20 protein-coding genes and 2 pseudogenes are annotated in these 19130 nt (G+C 38.6%); 8 read left to right on the top strand and 14 right to left on the bottom strand.

What is annotated here, in order from left to right:
- Positions 1-178: 178 nt before the first annotated feature.
- From S3O_RS18490 to S3O_RS20000, 14 genes and pseudogenes are all read right to left on the bottom strand, one after another.
- On the bottom strand, positions 179-436 hold the full coding sequence (locus S3O_RS18490; RefSeq protein ID WP_328264311.1) for a hypothetical protein: 258 nt from the start codon (positions 434-436) through the stop codon (positions 179-181).
- Positions 342-1883: an ABC transporter transmembrane domain-containing protein gene (locus tag S3O_RS13150; protein WP_010597282.1), complete on the bottom strand. Its 1542-nt coding sequence runs from the start codon at positions 1881-1883 to the stop codon at positions 342-344. Before S3O_RS13150 ends, S3O_RS18490 begins: the two co-directional genes overlap by 95 nt.
- 185 nt (positions 1884-2068) lie before the next feature.
- Positions 2069-3421: a metalloprotease TldD gene (gene tldD / locus S3O_RS13155; RefSeq protein WP_235776181.1), complete on the bottom strand. Its 1353-nt coding sequence runs from the start codon at positions 3419-3421 to the stop codon at positions 2069-2071.
- Between the two features lie 338 nt (positions 3422-3759).
- Positions 3760-4623 (bottom strand): annotated as a pseudogene (locus S3O_RS0101475) (YhdP family protein); the annotation flags it as partial.
- Positions 4624-4677: 54 nt separating this feature from the next.
- Complete coding sequence (locus tag S3O_RS0101480; protein WP_235776149.1) at positions 4678-5166, bottom strand: YhdP family protein; 489 nt, start codon at positions 5164-5166, stop codon at positions 4678-4680.
- 13 nt (positions 5167-5179) lie between these two features.
- The gene (locus tag S3O_RS0101485) at positions 5180-6541 is read right to left on the bottom strand and encodes a YhdP family protein (RefSeq protein WP_010597286.1); all 1362 of its coding nucleotides are present in this window, start codon (positions 6539-6541) and stop codon (positions 5180-5182) included.
- Between the two features lie 998 nt (positions 6542-7539).
- Entirely contained in the window at positions 7540-8472 is a 933-nt protein-coding gene (locus S3O_RS0101495) for a hypothetical protein (protein ID WP_010597287.1), read from the bottom strand.
- 534 nt (positions 8473-9006) lie between these two features.
- Complete coding sequence (locus tag S3O_RS0101500; protein ID WP_010597288.1) at positions 9007-9876, bottom strand: O-antigen ligase family protein; 870 nt, start codon at positions 9874-9876, stop codon at positions 9007-9009.
- Between the two features lie 190 nt (positions 9877-10066).
- The gene (locus S3O_RS16930; protein ID WP_192805848.1) at positions 10067-10243 is read right to left on the bottom strand and encodes a hypothetical protein; all 177 of its coding nucleotides are present in this window, start codon (positions 10241-10243) and stop codon (positions 10067-10069) included.
- A 15-nt stretch (positions 10244-10258) separates the two neighbouring features.
- The gene (locus tag S3O_RS13160) at positions 10259-10777 is read right to left on the bottom strand and encodes a glycosyltransferase family 2 protein (protein ID WP_202797989.1); all 519 of its coding nucleotides are present in this window, start codon (positions 10775-10777) and stop codon (positions 10259-10261) included.
- Positions 10738-11010: a glycosyltransferase gene (locus S3O_RS17870; RefSeq protein WP_010597290.1), complete on the bottom strand. Its 273-nt coding sequence runs from the start codon at positions 11008-11010 to the stop codon at positions 10738-10740. The genes S3O_RS13160 and S3O_RS17870 overlap by 40 nt, the downstream gene beginning before the upstream one ends.
- 192 nt (positions 11011-11202) lie before the next feature.
- A complete protein-coding gene (locus tag S3O_RS0101515; protein ID WP_328264315.1) occupies positions 11203-11625 on the bottom strand; it encodes a glycosyltransferase family 9 protein in 423 nt (140 codons plus the stop codon).
- A gap of 9 nt (positions 11626-11634) precedes the next feature.
- Positions 11635-11820 (bottom strand): hypothetical protein, encoded by a 186-nt coding sequence (locus S3O_RS19995; RefSeq protein ID WP_029463584.1) that lies wholly within the window; start codon positions 11818-11820, stop codon positions 11635-11637.
- A 137-nt stretch (positions 11821-11957) separates the two neighbouring features.
- The gene (locus tag S3O_RS20000; protein ID WP_156792677.1) at positions 11958-12176 is read right to left on the bottom strand and encodes a site-specific integrase; all 219 of its coding nucleotides are present in this window, start codon (positions 12174-12176) and stop codon (positions 11958-11960) included.
- A 93-nt stretch (positions 12177-12269) separates the two neighbouring features.
- Between S3O_RS20000 and S3O_RS18500 the strand changes: the two are divergent.
- The 8 genes and pseudogenes from S3O_RS18500 to S3O_RS0101565 all read left to right on the top strand — a co-directional run.
- Positions 12270-12593, top strand: a pseudogene (locus S3O_RS18500) (transposase family protein); the annotation flags it as partial.
- 219 nt (positions 12594-12812) lie between these two features.
- The gene (locus S3O_RS0101535; protein ID WP_010597293.1) at positions 12813-13862 is read left to right on the top strand and encodes a hypothetical protein; all 1050 of its coding nucleotides are present in this window, start codon (positions 12813-12815) and stop codon (positions 13860-13862) included.
- The gene (locus S3O_RS0101540; RefSeq protein WP_010597294.1) at positions 13855-14790 is read left to right on the top strand and encodes a hypothetical protein; all 936 of its coding nucleotides are present in this window, start codon (positions 13855-13857) and stop codon (positions 14788-14790) included. The genes S3O_RS0101535 and S3O_RS0101540 overlap by 8 nt, the downstream gene beginning before the upstream one ends.
- On the top strand, positions 14760-15167 hold the full coding sequence (locus S3O_RS0101545; protein ID WP_010597295.1) for a hypothetical protein: 408 nt from the start codon (positions 14760-14762) through the stop codon (positions 15165-15167). The genes S3O_RS0101540 and S3O_RS0101545 overlap by 31 nt, the downstream gene beginning before the upstream one ends.
- Positions 15168-15190: 23 nt before the next feature.
- On the top strand, positions 15191-16147 hold the full coding sequence (locus tag S3O_RS0101550; protein WP_010597296.1) for a hypothetical protein: 957 nt from the start codon (positions 15191-15193) through the stop codon (positions 16145-16147).
- Positions 16125-17069 carry a hypothetical protein gene (locus S3O_RS0101555; RefSeq protein ID WP_010597297.1) on the top strand — a complete coding sequence of 315 codons (945 nt, stop codon included), beginning with the start codon at positions 16125-16127 and terminating at the stop codon, positions 17067-17069. Before S3O_RS0101550 ends, S3O_RS0101555 begins: the two co-directional genes overlap by 23 nt.
- A 44-nt stretch (positions 17070-17113) precedes the next feature.
- Positions 17114-17659, top strand: a complete 546-nt coding sequence (locus S3O_RS0101560) for a hypothetical protein (RefSeq protein WP_156792679.1) — start codon at positions 17114-17116, stop codon at positions 17657-17659.
- 92 nt (positions 17660-17751) lie between these two features.
- A complete protein-coding gene (locus S3O_RS0101565) occupies positions 17752-19077 on the top strand; it encodes a hypothetical protein (protein ID WP_010597299.1) in 1326 nt (441 codons plus the stop codon).
- The last annotated feature ends 53 nt before the right edge of the window (positions 19078-19130 follow it).

The raw sequence follows: 19130 nt of genomic DNA on the forward strand, positions 1-19130 counted from the left end.
TCATTAAGCTATTTTCCGTTTTATTAAGAAAACAAGATAATTTTTTTTCTCCATCGAATCACTCGCTTTTACGCGCCACTACGCTAAAATAAGATGCTCATGAATATAGACACTCTTTTGAAACGCATTTTTAGCAGAAAATTTACCAAGAAATGATTTACCTTCTCTATTTTACGCGTTAAACCGCAAATTGTAAGCTGTGGAGCTGAGCATAATGTCCTTTTTTCTTGAGTAAGGCTTGGTGTGTTCCGATTTCAACAATACGTCCTTTTTCGAGGACCACAATTTTATCGGCTTTTTCAACCGTAGAAAGTCGATGCGCAATCACTAATGTAGTACGATTATGCATGAGTTCTTCCAGGGTATCTAATGCGGAAGTGGCTTCGTCGAGAATCAGAAACGGTGCATCTTTTAATAAAGCACGTGCGATAGCAATACGTTGTCGTTGTCCGCCAGTCTCCGATAATCGTTTCTAAACCATTGGGTAATTGCTCAATAAAATCCATCGCATGGGCCGCTTTCGCCGCACGAATAATCATTGCTTCACTCACATGACTTAAGCGACGACCATACGCAATATTATGGGCAATGGTATCGTTAAATAACGTTACATGTTGTGAAACAAAGGCAAACTGACTTCGTAAGTCGGTCAATTTAAATTCACGAATATCAACGCCGTCTATGCGAATTTGACCACGGTAATTGTCATAAAAGCGTGGCAATAAATTGACTAAAGTTGATTTTCCACTACCCGAACGCCCAACAATGGCCACGGTTTCGCCTGGATTGACCTGTAAATTAATCTCTTCGAGCACCGGCTGTTGTGGAACATAGGAAAAGGAAACTTGTTTATACTCCAGCGCCCCTTTGGCCACAACCAATTGATTTTTACCTTGGTCATTTTCCGTGGGTTCATCTAATAGACTAAAAATACTATTCGCCGCAGCCAAACCACGTTGAATGATATTGTTAACTGCGGCTAAATTTTTTATTGGTTTGAGTAAAAGCAACATCGAACTGACCATTGCCGTAAATGCACCCGCTGTAATATGGGTTAAGTGTGAGGTCATTAAATAAATCATGATCACAATCACACTTCCTGCAATAAGCTGCACCCCGGTACTGGCTAACGCACTGGTCACCACGACTTTGAGTTCACGAAAACGATTACAACTGAGCAACGTTTTAAATTTTTCTTTTTCGTATTTTTCTCCGCCAAACGTTCGAATGACTTTATAACCATCAATGACTTCTTCAGCCACTTGTGTCAGCTCACTCATTGAATCTTGAACCGCTTTGTTTAAATGACGCATCCGCTGACTAGAATAGCGTGCAATCCAAATCATCGTCGGCGCAGTAATAAAGAAAATCAAACTCAGTTGCCAACTTGAAGTGAGCATAATAAAAATAAGCCCAATTACAAACGCTGTCTCTTGTACCAAAGTAATGAGCGTATCGGTACTTGCATTAGCAACCTGTTCAACATTATAAATCAGCGTCGAAAGTAATTGTCCAGAAGTGGTGTTATCATAAAATAGGGCCGGTAAACGTAACAATTTATCGAGAATATCTTGTCGAACGTACATTACCGTACTTCTTGCGACCCGAGCCAAGGCATAGTTCGATACAAAATTGGCTAACCCACGAATAAAAAAAGCAAAAATTAAAATCAACGGAAGGTAACGGATAAAATATAAATCTTTATCAACAAACCCTTTATCCAGTAAGGGTTTCAAAAACCAAATAAATCCGGCATCGGTGGCGGCCAATAAAATAGTACCTAAAATACCAAACAAAAAAAAATTGCCGTGCTTTTTCACGTAATGCAAGAGACGGCGATAGCTCTGAAACGCTGAGGGAGAAGTTTTAGTCGATTTACTCACAAAGTTTTTTCTTTCATCGAAACAATCCCTGTTTGAATCAGTTGCCTTTATTTCATAAGAGAAATGAATTCTAATTTTTCTTTTTTAAAAAGGAACGGTTTGGTTAGGATAACCAGGGCGAAGCAGAATGAAAAACAAATCATCTGTTATGAATCATGTTATTCATCTTGCAGTGAAAAAGTGAATTAGCGCCCAGACTCACCTGCCGCCGTACCCCCTACGGTTAAACAATCAATTTTCAAAGTAGGTTGTCCAACCCCCACGGGTACACTTTGTCCCTCTTTACCACAACTACCGATCCCACTGTCTAATTTTAAATCATGGCCTAACATGGAAACACGCGTTAAGACTTCAGGCCCATTGCCAATCAGCGTGGCGCCTTTTACCGGTTGAGTCACTTTACCTTTTTCAATTAAATAGGCCTCACAAGCGGAAAAGACAAATTTTCCAGAGGTAATATCAACTTGACCACCTGAAAAATTAACCGCATACAAACCACGATCGACCGAAGCAATAATTTCTTCAGGCGCATACGGCCCAGGAAGCAAGTAAGTATTTGTCATTCTCGGCATCGGCAAATAAGCATATGATTCGCGCCGACCATTGCCAGTCGATTGCGTTCCCATTAAACGAGCATTCAGTTTATCTTGCATATACCCTTTGAGGATACCTTTTTCAATCAGCACGGTTCGCTGCGTAGGGGTCCCCTCGTCGTCAATTGTCAACGATCCACGACGATGCGGTAACGTACCGTCATCGACTACGGTACAACCGGGTGAAGCCACACGCTCGCCGAGACGATGACTGAATGCAGAACTGCCTTTACGGTTAAAATCACCTTCTAATCCATGACCGACCGCTTCATGTAATAGCACACCAGGCCAACCGGGCCCTAAGACGACGGGCATTGCTCCGGCCGGCGCCGGAATGGCTGAAAGTTGCGTCACCGCCTGGCGAACTGCTTCTTCAGCCAATAAACCCGCAACATCTCCTTGTAAAAAATAACGATAATCGGTTCGCCCACCTCCGCCAGCAAACCCTTGCTCACGTGAACCTTTTTCTTCAGCGATGACTTGGACATTTAAACGAATTAAAGGACGAACGTCCGCGGCAATTAAACCCTCACTATTGAGAATCAGCACAATTTCCCGCACACCACTTAAACTCACACTGACCTGTTGAATACGTGGATCTGCGGCACGTGCTCTTTTATCCACCTGATGCAGTAAATCAAGCTTATCTTGTTCACTCAAGGACAAGATTGGATCGGCGGTGGTATAAAGTGGTGGAACCGGTTGAGTCTTTTGCCAAGCTTGAATTTGACCTTGCTGGCCACTACGCGCAATACTCGCCGCCACCGTTGCCGCAGACTCCAGGGCCGGAAAAATTAAATCATCCGAATACGCAAAGCCGGTTTTCTCACCACTGACTACTCGCACCCCAACACCGCGATCGATATCAAAATTTCCGCTTTTTATTAAGCCATCTTCTAAAGACCAACTTTCAGACTGAACAGACTGAAAATATAAATCTGCCATATCGACACCCGGAGCTTGGAGACGGGCTAACAAGGCTTGCAACTGGTGATCAGTTACCCCGTGGGTTCAAATAACGCCTCACGGGCCAAAATAAGATTGTTTTTTTCCATAGCGCTCATCCTATCGTAGCCAGCGATAGGATGCAATTCACGGGCCTGATATTACTTACTAAACTTGTACGTGTTCTTTTCACTAAATAAATCGATGCGGTAAATCGGACGAGAGATTTTGCCATTAAAAACGGTCTTCCTCTAATAAGACAGATGTTGTTTACAGAGAGTCATTGTTCTCACTGGACCAGTTTATTATGCTTCACGTTTATTTTTTCAAAACACCCTTTAATTATTTTTTTGAATATGTGGATTTCCCCACGTGCCCGTCATTTGAAACGAAGTTTCAGCAATTTTTTGGACCGTGGATCCTAATACCGAATTGACGATCCATGTCACGGCGCCTGCAATCGGTCCGCCAGCCAAACCGACTAACACGGGTAAACTCGATGTAAAATGCGGAACAACGTTAATCGTTAAATTGTAATCTTTGTTCACAAGACCAATCCGCCCATTCATGGTAATACTCGCGACCGGACCTTCAATTTTAAAATCTCGTGTCAACGCATTCCCCTCGCGTAGAATGAGATTGCCCTCTAATTCGGTAAAATCAAATCCCTTTACCTGTAAGTCACTAAAATCAAGTTGTAACCGTCGTCCTAAACTTTGTAAACTCAAAAAATTCAGTAAACGACCAAAATTGACTTTAGCTTCTGCACTGGATCCGATATCAATTAATTGGCCATTGGTCGCTTTGAAAAATAAGTTACCTTGAAGACTCGGCAAACGAAATGCATAAGGCGAACCTGGCCACTGTAGGTTAAAGGTGATATGTGCTTGTTGTGCATTCACACTGGCAGGCAAACCACAGTCGGCCAAGAAATCACTTAAACGGTTACTATCAAGTTGACCTTGAAAATCACTATAATCTCTTTGTTGTTGAGTTCCAACTAGTCCTTGGGCAGTTAAATTTGCACTCCCCGCTTGTAATTGCGAGATACCTAACCCACGTATATTGGGCCGAAGCTCAAACGCGACTTGACCAAATACGCGATCTTGATAACGTAAATCATTAATCTGGACATCGAGCGGCGGTATTTTCTTAAAATGAAACATATTCGGCGCTGTATCCGAGAAAGCATCTAATTTAACAGAAGAAAAATTGGCTTCCCAAACAAAGAACCCTTTGCTAAGGCATTATCGATACTAAATCGTAATCCCTCTTTTTTCTGGCGTCAACTGCGTTTGCAGACCTTCATAATCTAAATCAATTTGTAACTTAGGCGTTGAATGAATAGCGAAATGCAACGGTTTGTTCCATAAAAGTGCTTGCAAATTTTTGGTTGCAAATCCTGTTTCAGTAAACGTAAACGTGCCTTTGACTTGCTGTAATTGTAATTGGCGTGCAGGAATAACGATCGTCGCTTGCTCGGTTTGCCCTTCTCCATTCACTTTTAAGGTTTGTGAACCTTTTTCGAGAGGCAGAATCATTTGCAAATTCAGAGCGACGGGTCCACTAAATAACAGCTGGGAAAAAACACTGCCTAGTTTTTCACGTAAAGGCGTCAACTTTAAAAATTCGTTGACTTGTTCAAGACGGCTTGTCACATTCTCTGCCGTCAGCGTTAACACGGCTTGCACTCCTTTTTTTAGGAAAGGAATTTTGACCTCGATATTTTTTAAAGACGTATTCAAGATCTTCGCTGAATCAATATGCATCTGCATTTGGCGTTGTGCAAACGTTAACCGACCATTTTATCTTTTCTACAGGTGGCCAAATTGCTTCGTAACGTAATGCCGCGTTTTGCAGCGGAATATCTGCTAAAAAGGTTCCTTGCTGTTGATCAAAGGGAAAGGCATCGAGTGGGCCTTGCATCAGTATCTTGGCATGACTTGAACCTTGCAAAACAGCCGTATTTAGCCAGTGACGTACTTGCGAAGAAATTAAATGAATCGGTAAATAATGAGCAATTGCTTTTGCCTGATTTGTCTGCACGTCAGCAAATAAGCGCACATGACTTTGTTTCCGTCCAGAAGGAATATCTAAGCCGATTTGAGCATTGATTTTCAGATCAGAATTACTGGCAAACAGCTCAGGAATTTGAATTTGCCACTGTTTATCTTTTTGCTGCCAATCGAGATGGCCCACGAATTGATCAAAATGTAACGGCTTCTCAAAAAATGAAGGTGCTTGCAACAAAACATCTTTAGAACGTGTGCTTAACTGACCTGCGGTGGGTGTCCAGTGTAGATACGCATTGAGTCCGGCAACACCAGGAAAGTGGCCCCAAGGTTGGATATGCAAATTTTTAACAAAACCATCCAATAAAGGTGCACCTTGAGAAGAAAACTGCCATTTTAATGAGGCAAAAAACGGCGCCACAGTGAATAATTCATCTTCCTGCGGTATTTTGAGCGAAGTGGTTTGTTTACTCGTGATCTGGGTTTGAATTTCTGTAAATCGCGCCTGTTGCCAATTTGCCCATAGTTTAAAATCAGTGATTGCATTTCGATTGAGTGCGACCTGTTCTCCTTGTAAATAGAGTTTGGCTTGCATATCATCGAGTGTCGAGGTTGAATGGGTCAATGGCTCAAATTCAGCGATCAAACGCAGTGTTGACGGCGTATAATCGAGAAACCGCAGTTGTGCATTCAGCTGATGGAAAGATTTTGTATTATCAATTAATAAATCTAAACGCATGGTCGGCCATTTGATTCCCGATGCTGGATAGAAATGCAATTCAACCGCTTCAAGCGACACTCTTGGCTCAGAAAGGAAACTTGCTAGTAAAGTGTTGATCGCCGCAGGAGCTGTTGTTTGAGTGGTGAACGATTGTAAAGTATTGAGCCCATCGATGGATAATTGATGATCGTTTGTTTGGCGCAAGGTCAACACCGCACCCCGGCCGCTCACTTGTTTCAAGTGTAACCGTCCCCCAGTTAAAAGGGTTTTGAACAAATCAACACTCACCACCAACTGTTGAATATGGAATAAAGGTTTGGTTTTGGTTAAATTCCAAACAACCACTTGATTACCCTTAAACACCGGGTTTAAAACTGACCAACTCATTTTAAAGTTTGTTCTATTTTTTGAGGCTTTTGATTCAGATAAAAACTAAACAAATGCCCAGAGAGCACGAAAATGACCAGGAAACCAAGAAGACTTGCTAGAAAAATAACCGAGAGTCGCCAAATTGAAAAAAGGCTTTTTTTCATTTACTTGGATTCCGCATAACGTTGATTTTACAAAACGACCATGTGCTTAATTTTGTACCCAAGAGGATAAAACAAACTTAATTCTAATGTAGGAAATTTTATAAGAAAAAGCGATGGGTAGATAAAAAAACTAGATAACTAAGAACAGAGATATTTAAATACTGTTCCAAATTTGATAGTTAAATCTGACTAAAACTGATTTTCAATCACAGATAGGCAGGATCCATTTTTGGGTAACATGCTAATTCTGCATAAAAATACATTATAAAATATGCTTATACCGTGCTTGGGATAACTACAATTTCACTTCGTACCGCCAGTATCATGAATTAGGCGATTCAAGCAGGTGATACTCACATAATATATCTACTGTAATACTTTGATAATTACAGGTTGTCACACTATGTGCATATGACACTAAAATTTTACTATCTAATTCTTGAAATTAAGTTTTCTCTTGCGCATGATCTGTATAAAGATACTTAGTTTATCTCAGGAAATCGTGAGCCCTGTTTCACTCAATTCACTTTATTCAATTCTCTTAGTATAGCTTTGGTTACATAAGTTACTTATACTCATTGGGTTATACCATTTAATCATTAAAATAGCTTATTAATTCCGTATTCAGTGATTTTTCTAGACTATATTCATTATTTCTGGTTTGCTTATTAACACTTTATTAATATAATAGATATTTATACAAATTTAGCTTTCAGACTTTGTATACTGCTTATTTTCTTTTATTCTACCACTTTACAGCGATAGCTTAATAAATAATAAGCAGCGACACATTTTTATTTACAAGCATATTGTACTAATAAATTTTTATCAAAATTAAAAAAGTAAACTTATTTAAGATACTTGCGCACTTAAAGCAGTCTTGTACACTCGATCAAGCTTAGAAATTATCTCTTCTATTTTACTAATTTTATTTATAGAATTTGTATTAAATAAAGTGAATTTCTGATTCAATAGTTTACCAATCTTGCCTCGATGTTGTTCTAATATAGGTTTTGCATTTTTAATATGCTTACCGCATTTTTCTTTTAATGCGTTAAAATCTGGTTCTCCTTCACGATTTTTATAGTCCTCAACACTATTTTTTATATTTTTAACAAGATCCTTGATTGCATCTGCAGCATCAGTATGTCTATTTTTTTCTAGGTTATGCGCTTTTTCATTGAGAAGACCTTCAATCTGAAAAATAAATCGTGTCAGCACAGATTTTATTACTAGTGCTGCCACTCTGTTATTACTCTCTAATAAAGTATTGTTATCTGTCCGTGTTAAATTACTTATTGAGGTAGGCTGTGATAATTTATCTTTAGTGTGACGTTTAGCATTATCCATAATGCGACCTGGAAGCATCACTGGACATGGAATAATATTTAGCCAAAACAAACCAAGTGTAAGATAATTAAAACTTAACTGATATTTTTCAGGTTCTGGAACCTCAGCAAATTTTGTTAAAAAGTGTTGTGTGGCTACTGCACAATTTTTACCGAGAATCCAAGCTTCTTCTTTTGTTTCGTTATAATATGTCTTCCAGTCTTCAACGATTGCAAATGGATCAGCTTGAATATCAAAACTATAGATTGAACTGGCTTCTGTAAGTCGCCCCTTTACTCCTGTTATTCCGGCTTCTCCCCAGGCACGACATGGTTTCTTCCATCGGTTAATAATATAGTAAGTATGCGGCGAGTCTGATAGATTTTCGAGAACAAGTTCTATATGAGAACTGAATACTCCATGAAAATTTAGCACATTAACTTTTATTATAGCCATAAATTTTACTCTCAAAATTTAGTAATCAGTCTTTATGTACTTCTCTATAATATAAAAGTTAAATTAATATGTTATTAATTAATAATAATTAATATAAAATCTGTGTAGAAAAATTAAACAAACAGATAATTATCTAATATAGATAATATAAATATGGGAATAATAAAAAATAATGCTCATAAGACACAAGTCATGGAGATACTCAAACTCCGTCCCTATTAAAATAAGACTGGATTCCAAAGGCGGACAGGCAGGATTTTCACGATCTTATAGGTGCATAAGAGTGGATTCGTATTGACTGATATTGCACATGCGGTATTTTACTGATCTTTGCACTACTTTACAGTACACACTCGAACTTTCTACACATTCGTGCCGCTGCACGCTATTTTTAGCTGGTAACTGTTAGCAAAACTCTTTTTAGTACTTTTATTTGACCGATTAACGAACAGATTGTCTGTATCACTTGATCGTCTTCGGCAGGATTACGAACGTGATTCCGGTCACAACAAATTTTTGGTTCGGTGCTCACCATCAGAATGAGGAGAATAAATCTGTTCGGGTGACCCTTTTGCAAACGCCATCGCGGTAAAAAAAGATATAAAATAAACCTTCCACATTATCCATCAACCAAGAATTAAACAATGATCCCACCGCAATCGCAACGAGGACTCCTTGGGCAAGAAACTGGCTGATGGATGTTAAATAAAAACTTTGTTGCCAATGCACTATAAAGAGGAGTAATAACACACCTAGCCCGATTAGACCAAACTGTACAGTAATATTTAAATACTCGCTATGCGGATTATTTTTTACCCCAAACTGTGTCGAATCCGTAACAGTATAAGCGTGCTGATAGCCACCGGTTCCGAAACCAAACCAAGGATGTTGGCGAATAAGTTGTATACTGGTTTCATAAAAATGCAAACGCAAACCAATCGATGTGTTCATTTTTCCATGTTCATAACCTTGAATTTCATGATGAGTCATCGCGTACCGTGATTTAAATGAGGGTGAAAGAAGTAAACTACCTGCGATGACTAACAAAGTGACTATAAAACTAATTAGCCATCCTCGCCAGCGGTATTGTTGCCAAGCCAATAATAACATTAAGGCAAACCAAACGAGATAACCTGAACGTCCCACGTTGATAAAGAGCACATTATAAGCGGCTAATAAAGCAAATAAAGCCGCCGTCATCCGCCATTTTGGATATAAAATGGCGATCACCATATAACAATAAATCGCAAAAGCAAATAAAAACCCGGTAAATATATGGTCCTTAAAAACCCCGGAATCGCCAGCAAAACGCGCTAATAAGTTATGTTGGGTAAAAAATTGCAGATAAGAAAGCACTAAGGTCAAGGTGGTGGCGAAGAGAAAAGCGAATAAAGCATGGCGCACTGTTTTTGTATTCTGAAAAATCGCAAAAAGAAAAAACCAACAACAAACTTACTGTATTTTTGAACCGTTGAGATAGCACTGGAGAACGAGGCATCCGTATAGCTTAAACCGATCACAAACAAAAGAAAGAAAATAAGAAAGACCTTGTGCGACCCGATTTTCACGCAATATTTGGCAATAACACTGTTTTTTACCTTGCGAACAGATGTAACACCGCGCTCGCAATTAATGAACTATTTAACAGCGCGGTAGACAGGGGTAACGCGAATGCAGCGAAGACCGCTAATTGCTCGCTCGCCGCTTGGAGAATACGTCGTTCTGTGATTAACTCATTACCCAAAGGTACTGACATGCTATCCTTTTCCATAAGGTTTATTGATATTTAAAAGTAAATTAATTTAAGATAACGATAAAAGGCTTCGGAAGCATTTAACGTCGCCAAAACAAAACCTGCCTGACCATCCAAAAAACCAAAACGTAAAATATAACCACGAATAAAACGCCACAATCCATGCGCAATAGCTTTAGAAAGGTTACTTTTTTTACCCTGCTGCGGGGCTGACTGCGCGCCTAAACTTGAATAACGATTGAGTTTATCAATCATCTGCTCCAGTGTGTTCACCGTATAATGGAACATAGGATATGTTAAGCGTTGTACCTGCGTATACCCGGTTAATCGTTCATGAACCTGAGCCGGAGTAAATTGAATCTGTGCCTCATTTGGAAATAAGCGTACCACCCAATCTTTCCCCCAATCGCCATAACGAATACGCTCACCACAAAAAAAAGATTCGCGGCGGATTGCATACGCCTGTTGCACCGTTGGCTTGTCTTCTGCAATACAGCGCTGTATTTCTTTAATTAATCCGGGACTAAGCACTTCGTCTGCATCGAGCGACAAATCCAGCGTCCTTGCGCTTGTTGGCGCGCCCGATTTTTTTGAAGCCCAAATCCTGGCCAATCGGTCGAAAAAATATACGGTGTATAACGACGCGCAATGGTTAATGTCTCATCGGTACTCCCTGAATCGAAGATAATAATTTCATCTGCCCATTTAACGGATTCTAAACAACGCACTAAATCTTGTGCGGCATTACACGTAATCAGAATCACACTCAAAACCGGTTGTTTCATTCATTAACTACCGTAGTACACAAAAAGAAATTATTTTTTCCTAGCCTAGCTATCCATCCATTCGTAGAAAAAATAGATTTTATTATTTTTTATTTGTTATGGTGTTTTTTAGCCACTTCCTGTTGCCTTCGGTGAGAGAAGGCACAGCTCAAGCTTACACGAATTAAGTGAATAAAAAAACTTTCTTAAAATCTAATATTGTACAATGAATTGCGTTGCTTCGTTGGTTTGCGTCAACGTCGCGATAGCGGCTATCACTTGTTGGACACTTAGTTGCTCTAAACAACGACTAAAACTATTTCGGTGACGTTGACACCCTTCTTCTAAACAGGGAATACAGTAACCCGGACCTTGAACTAAATAAACATTCTGCTGTTGCTGTGATTCCTGTCGTTGATAAGGATTAATAAGACGATTCCAAGTTTTGGGCCAAGGACCCCACTTAACAGGATTGCTTGGACCAAATAAAGCGATCGTTGGAATACCTAAAGCCGCCGCCATATGCGTAACCACCGTATCTGGGCCAATATACAACTGACTACCGTTGAGAAGATAAGCCAACTGACTGTTAATCATTGGGTCGCAGATTCGAGTCCTGCTCGGGGAGCCAATGATATCAAGGCCTCACACCACTTTTAACTGTTCCCTTAAATTCCCGTGCGGGACTTTTGCGGGAGCTAGTGGTTTTTCTTTCCAATTTAAAACAACTAGCTGATTTCCTAACTCACATACTTTATTAGCTGCACGAATTAAGTTGTTATATTCAGCTTGAGAATAATGGGTCGTAATTCGTCCACTTTTATGACCCAATAAGTCCTCTCAAAACTCACTTCAGCCGCGCGTAAACGCCGTCCAAATGTATGTTTTAGATCAGGTACTCTCACATGCTAATCTAGCCCGATCCCGCGCTCGCTTCCAGGCTGAATTTAACATTTCGCGTTACAGGCTTACCTCGACAAGTAAACACACACCGAATGAACTCCCCTCACTTCTTCAATTACACGATGCGCTACCTTATTTAAGACAACAAGCCGTTCTTCCCTATTCTTAACTTGCCATTCAGGAATTAAAAAAACACTAGTATTTAATTCCGGTACTTTTACTTCCCAATCCCATTGTAGCCGAAAAATTTCTTTGTTCCGACAACTCGTATTAACAGCAAACAAGCCCATTCTCCTCAAGTGAAGAGGTAACTCAGCAAATAGTTTTTTTGTTCATCCCAATTAATCGGAAAAGGTTTATGTTTATCTTTTTCAGTTATTAAATCAGAAATTGTTGTGGATAAAAAGAAAAAAAATTATTTTTACGAATTTTTCGAATGGCAGACGGCATAATTTTAAATTATTTTAAAGAGTCAGGTATTCATACTCATTCAGCTATTAAGATACTAACCGATACGGGCTATCAAGGTATACAGAAAATTCATCCCAACGCAGAATTACCGAAGAAAAAAAAGAAATCCATAAACCAAAGAAGCTAAGCAAAAAAATCGTGCTTTATCCAGTGAGCGTGTTCTAAATCAAAATGTAATCTCTGTCCTCAAAAGATTTAAAATTATTGCTGATAAGTATAGAAACCAATGAAAAAGGTTTGAACTCAGATTTAATTTGATCTCTGGCATTTATAATTTAATGGATTTAATTTAATAAAGAAGTTAGTTTTTTATTTCATGCAAGAAATATTCTGTGTTAGCGGAAGTTTAGCTTTCGTGTCTCATGTGAGAGAATATGTCACTCGCCGGACATTGATAAATTCGCAATCTTCAAATACATTTTAGTTAGCAACAATTAGGATAATAAAGCATGCCGTTACCCACTTTTGTTACACATTTATTTTCTACAGTAAAGAATCAACTTTTAGAAACTGATTCCTCTAAAGCGTTTAATGACCATGCAACAGATGAAATACTTTTTAAGTTATATAATAAAGTAGCTCTTTATTACGATGATCCGGCTATAAATTTCACAAATGAGTATTTATCCGCGCTATACGAGCAACTGGATATTCTTTTTGAAAAATTATCCGCATGGGGGGCAATACATGCACTACCTACGTTAGTGCTGGATACTTTTTTGAAGAGGTTAAAAACAGAAAAAAAAGGAAAGTTACAGGAGGTATTTTTTAATCGAGGGAAGCGCTTGCTTGAAAGACTTGTAGTAAGTTTAGCGAAAGAAGAGATTCCTTTAGATCACAAAAAACGAGTATTATCTACGCTGCTTGCCAATGATGGCTTAGAGCAGTGTGTAGATAACTGTCAATTGATGTTTGAGCATGCAGTCAATAGCTTAGACCATCTGTCAAATATGAAATTATATTTTTCAGGCCTTATTGATGTTGCGAGTAGTGAAGATATTTTATTACCACAGTCATTTCAGCGGATTTTATGTTCACTTAACCATTTACCTTATGCGGCTTATGGAGAAATTGCTAAAAATTATTTTTTACTTTACGCCAAAGAAGCAGGCTTTCCGATTAACGTATTGCAGGATGTTAATGCGCTTCGTTTGCAAAGTCAGTTAGACAGAAAGCAATTGAATTATGAACAATTGCATCATGACTTTCTTGATATGCTAAAAAACCGTTTTCAATTGGGTGAGTTGATTGATCATGTATCAGTGAATTACCACAAAAAAATAAACAAAATACTCTCTAATGATTATCCTTATCAATATAAACTAGATTTAATCGTAGCCTTATTGAATCTCATTGGTCAAGATAATGATTTTACATTGCATCATATTTTAAATGAAAAGGGTCTATTTGCCGTAATCAGTGGTGTCAAGTTGACTGTCATTAAACGATTTATTCAACATAACTATCTGCCCATCTCAATACGTTGTGAAAGTGTCTGATCAAGATTATAGTCTTCACTGGTTTCCTACAGAATTTGCATTAAACTGGATTGCTTGGAATCAAGGAGATGAGGATCAGCAGCTTTTTTTTAGTGATTTATTAATTGGCTTAAAAAATTTTTCACCATTAACTACGGATAATAGAGATAAGATTTTTCTGAGCTTTGCAAAGGCTAATCCAGCGCTACTGAATGACAGAATAGCTTGGTTAATGTATGCGAATCAGTTTTATGCAACAAATGAGGCATCACTTAATTCAGAGATAGAACGTTTTTTCTCGCTATTTATCGCAGAAACAGAAACGGGTTTATTCGCCACGGAGCTGGAAAAGTTACCACAAGAAAAAGTGAATTTCTTAATTAAGCAAACGACTGCTGAAAAAAGGAAGCAATTTTTAAAAAAAATACTGCTACGTATTGACTTTTCTCGGCGTTATACCAGCATAGAGGGTTGGTCACAATCCACTGATACGCTAGAAGTTTTAATGAGAGAGAATGTTTCGTCTGGGTATCTAAAGAGGGTGGGGATGCTTACAGCGTATATCCAGCAATTTATTGAAAAAGGCGCTGATTTTTCAGGATTAATCTTTCCTTCTATTCCGGCACTTAATTATTTAGATAATTTAAATTTTGATAATGTTAATTTACAGAACGTTAAATTTTACCAAGCTATTGGTAATGTTGTGTTTCAGCAATCCTCTTTACGTGGCGCACGATTTTTATCATCTTTACAGCAGGTTAGCTTTGTCGATTGTGATTTGAGCCGCGCCTATTTTATGCCAGGCGAAAAAAATTATCATGCCATTACTTTATTAAATTCACCTTCAGCTTTAGTGGCTTCTTATGGATTGCAGAGAGCCGGTGTAGCAATTGAATCCCATTTTTTTCGTCGTTTAACTTGTCTTATGAGCAGTTTAATCAGTTATTAAATGTTTTTGATTGGCAAGTTGAATGGTTTCTTAGTCAACTACCCCATTCTGAAATTGATATGTTATTGAAGAAAATAGATGAATGGGAAGAGTGGGAACTATGGCAATGGATGAAACCTTACTTACAAGAAAGGTTACTAGCTCGTTTCTTGCAATTAGAGTTCAGTGTGTTTGATAAGGAAAAATCAGATTTTCAAGCCAACTTTGACGGTTTAGTTGAAGGGTTTATTGGTTTAACTTTAACAGATTCCATTTACCCTTTGCTATTAAGTAGAAGGATGAATTGTGCTACCTTTGCGCTAGATAGTTTTAATAAAGTAACCTTAAATTGTTTTTTATCTCGACATAAAAAACGCAGCCGGAAGCGGCTGATGTAGCTACGGTTCTGCGTAGCTTTTCTATGCTTGATTCATTAAAGAAAAAATCGGTGCTCTATCGAAGTGAAAGAGAATTGCAATTTTTGGCTGATTTTTCACAGATTGTGGATCAGTTGCTTCAATCGCATGATAGCTATTTAATTTCCACCAGCAATCCTAGACAGAGTACGTTAGCGTCAATCGAGCTAGAGGGTTATGCACCTGTTTACTTGCGCTTATATAGCACCTCGGACACAAGAATCAATTACATTTACTGTTCTACTTTGGATGCGGCTCACGTTCTCGCTATTGAGGATGGGTTAGCAAGTAGTGAGCATTTACTCAATCAATATGCGGCTTTATTGTTTCCTAACCATTCAATAGTGTCAGTGCGCTTTCGATTCTATAAGCGACTATCAGAAAGTAAGCCCTTTAAGTCTATCTTTCAAAAAATAGTTACCATGGATTTTAGTAGCGATCGGGCGCTATTAAAACAAAATCAAGATCGAATTAATGTATTTCCTTTAAAGGTATTTTGCCGCTTATTCCTTATTAATGGCCAAGCACCGGTTATTGACCAATTACATGCCGATATTTTTAGCGATAAAGCATCAAAACTGAGCTTGAGTGAAAATTTTTTTGAGATATTTGCGTTTTTAAGTGTCACTCAGCGTTTACAATTAGCAAAGCTTGTAAAAACCTATCAGATCCCTTTAGTGTCTTCTGTTGAGAAACAAGATTTAGGCGCCACGTTGCGATTTCAACTCAATCAGCGCATTTATTACGCTTTAGAAAGCAGCGTGGCCTTAAATGAAGGTTTAATGGATAAGCAATTAACGGAGTTAGGTAGCCAAGTCTGGCGTTCATCTCTATTAAATAAATTTTCAGCAGAAAAGACAGAGATTATTGTTACCACACTTAATGAGGCTTGCCAACGATTTACTCAGCATCCCGGCAATGTTTTAAGCCAAACGCTTATTGATTCAATTATTCAATGGTGATCCGACAAATTTTGAGTTTTTATCTACCAGTATGGTAGCAGATATCGCTTTTAATAAAGCGCTCGCTAAATTGATGCGGAATGATTATTTTATGCGGCGTTTTCCAGAAATAAGCCATTTTTTAGGTGTACAGAGTAATTATTTTGCTTCACCGATTGGAAAAGGGTTGGTGATTTATAGCTTACTCGAATTAAAAAAGGATTTAGCGAACTATGATCTAAGCAGCGCGGAATACAAAATAACAAAATCCTTACTGCTTGATAATGAGATCATGTTAGGAATGCTGGTACTTGAAATGGCAGGTGTGAGCTTAGGTCCATTAGGCCTTTTAATTGATGTTGAAATTACCGTACATCAGCTTTTTGCATTATCTAGCTATTGGCAAACAAAGCTTCCTTTTCGCGTGTCACGTTTTTCAGGGCTGGCGCTTAGTTTAGGATTCTACCAAGCCTGGATGAAAGAACAAGCCGAACAACTTGTTATTGCACAGGGCCAAACGCTAGAAATCGAGCGTTTGGAGACCTTAACAGGACTAACATTTTCCTATCAGCTATTCAGAATAGCGGAGGTTGAGAACGTAAAAACGCTATTAGCCCCTGCAGTGTATGCCACAGGTACTTTTGGCACCGCAATAAAGATTAGCGGCGCGAAGATTAAAGAGCAATATATCTTGCGTAATTCATCGTTAGACGTTGAATTTACACCAATTCGAGAAGTTCGTTTAGAGAACACTCTCATTAATCGAGAGAAGCTCAATGCGTTATACCCCCATTGGAAAGTTGTAGCTACGCGTAAAACAGAAGCGGGTGATTGGTTTTCAGCAAGTCCCATTTCAATAAATCAGGGGCAGGGTCTACTGCTTGAGCGAAAAAATAGGACCGAACAGGCATCGCCGACATTGATTACTTCCTTTAACCCTTAACCCTGCGTGGTGGCGAATTTTTAAAGGGGAAGCAATTGTATCTTTTGGTACAAAGTTTAGGCTTGGCCGTATTGCCACCTGAGGTTGCTGAGGATTCTTGTATTGCTAGTTCGCTAAATTTTACTGAAATAAAACCTTACGCAAACGAAATGATTGTATTTGTCGGGGAAAATAAGCACAGCGCAGATATTGCTATCGTGGTTGATGCGATAACGTTTATAATGCTGCCTATTATGAGTAGGCGCGTGCGGCATAGTGCTGAGTTTACGCATGTGTCGATGCTTAATGGGACATTAGCGCTTACTTCGAAAACAGGTGATGTTAGCACCCGATTCACGCAGTTAGAAAACAAAAAAACCATAGCCTTACTATTTATATTTGATGTGAAGCCAGATTATTGTTTAGGTGGCGTAATCAATTTTCCAAAAATAAAGACGATACATCTGGGTGCGGTACATAGCTGTGATCAAGACCCACCTTATTTTGCTGTGCCGCTTAAGCAAAACTTTTTTGTCACGGTTAATGCTGGAAAAAGCTCCTATGCGGTATATGATCCGCTGCTCAATACGATGACCCCGGTCTTTTTTTAGTTTACAGGGGGACAAGAAAAAACGAAGCACCTGAGGTTATAAAACAACCTGAAGGAAAATTCGCGGTACGATTCAAACAGCCAATTAATCAGATGCGTATTCATAGAAATGAAAGCAATCATCAGTTTACTCTTTCATTACAAAGAGGTGGTATGCACCTCACGTTACAAACCTTAACAGAAAATCAAGCCCTCTCTGTAGAAGGTTTTTATCGTTCTAGCGAAGCAGTTCAGGTAGCGTGTGTTTACACGATAGCGAATCGGGTTGTTAATTTGGAATTAAAGGATGTGAAAGCAGCTGAGTTAAAAGTGTTACTAGAAGATATCAATTTTTCGACTTTGTTAAATCTTCAAGGGCTGGCACATGTTTTGATTCGTGAGTCATCCGGGGAGGTTAGCGCGTGGCTGAGTTATGATGCAAATGAGCTATTCTATCATTACAGAGGACTTACGTACCTTTCTTACCCTCCATTTGGTTTGGTTGCGAAAAATGGTGTGATTTCAAAAGGGGAAAAAGATAGTACCGGTAACGAAAGTTTAATTGAGGATTTTTCAGCGAGCCTTACCTCGATTGTTGATGTGATCAGTGAATATCATTTGCCACTCCGTTATCGTGATAATCGTCATGTTGTGTATCTTGCGGATAGAGCACTTAAATTGCCCCTCTCAGCTAGCTTATTAATTAATTCGGGTAGTATAGTCCCTCTTGATTATTTGCCTCGTTGTTATAGTTTGACGCGATTTACTTTTAGACCCGACAATAAAACATTATTGACTCATCAGCGTACTTTTATAGAAACGCATTCAGATGCTTCATTAATACGCCATGCTCGCGCTGTTATACCTATTAGGGAAAAACATCATAAGAAAAAGGAGTTAAAAACACGTATCCATCAAAGAGTGGGTGATATTGGGGTAGCTAACAGTAGCGATAATACCAGCAAGTCCTTATTTTTTCGTCTCAATTGCACAGCAACTGATACTAAGCCCTCTATAGCGAATAAAACTCAAGGCATTACAGATTTTACAGCAGAGGGTGTTACTTCATTCAGTTTTTTCTCTATTGTTTTATCGCTTAAGAAAAAGATGAAATTACCTTGTAGTAGAATAAAGCCGAGCGTAACGGCCAGTGAAGTAAGTGCTTTAACTATCGAAATCTATTCTACCATAGAAGATAGGGTGGCTATTGCGGCCAAGAAATTAAAATTAGCGAGTTATTTGCGTGAAACTGATGTGTTCAAATTCAATTTTTGTCAAAAATTATCATCGCTACTCGCTTCAGGTGAGCCTATTATAGAGTCCTCGTCTTTAACGAGTAGGCAAAAGAAAGCTTTAGGTAATGAAATAATTCCTTTTCTTAAACAACTAGAGCATGACTTTAATGCAAGTATTATAAAAAAGCTACATTGTATTTCATGATAAGGATATACCCATTACACTTGAAAATGCGAAAAGCATTTTCAATTATTTTT

Source organism: Rickettsiella massiliensis 20B, from assembly GCF_000257395.1.
Lineage (GTDB): Bacteria > Pseudomonadota > Gammaproteobacteria > Diplorickettsiales > Diplorickettsiaceae > Diplorickettsia > Diplorickettsia massiliensis.

Excerpts from the sequence above, each read along its gene's own strand:
- S3O_RS0101495 (WP_010597287.1), bottom strand. The coding sequence starts at position 8,472 with ATGGCTATAATAAAAGTTAATGTGCTAAATTTTCATGGAGTATTCAGT.
- S3O_RS0101535 (WP_010597293.1), top strand. The coding sequence starts at position 12,813 with ATGCCGTTACCCACTTTTGTTACACATTTATTTTCTACAGTAAAGAAT.
- S3O_RS0101550 (WP_010597296.1), top strand. The coding sequence starts at position 15,191 with ATGCTTGATTCATTAAAGAAAAAATCGGTGCTCTATCGAAGTGAAAGA.
- S3O_RS16930 (WP_192805848.1), bottom strand. The coding sequence starts at position 10,243 with ATGGAAAAGGATAGCATGTCAGTACCTTTGGGTAATGAGTTAATCACA.
- S3O_RS0101565 (WP_010597299.1), top strand. The coding sequence starts at position 17,752 with ATGCGTATTCATAGAAATGAAAGCAATCATCAGTTTACTCTTTCATTA.
- S3O_RS17870 (WP_010597290.1), bottom strand. The coding sequence starts at position 11,010 with ATGAAACAACCGGTTTTGAGTGTGATTCTGATTACGTGTAATGCCGCA.
- S3O_RS0101485 (WP_010597286.1), bottom strand. The coding sequence starts at position 6,541 with ATGAGTTGGTCAGTTTTAAACCCGGTGTTTAAGGGTAATCAAGTGGTT.
- tldD (WP_235776181.1), bottom strand. The coding sequence starts at position 3,421 with ATGGCAGATTTATATTTTCAGTCTGTTCAGTCTGAAAGTTGGTCTTTA.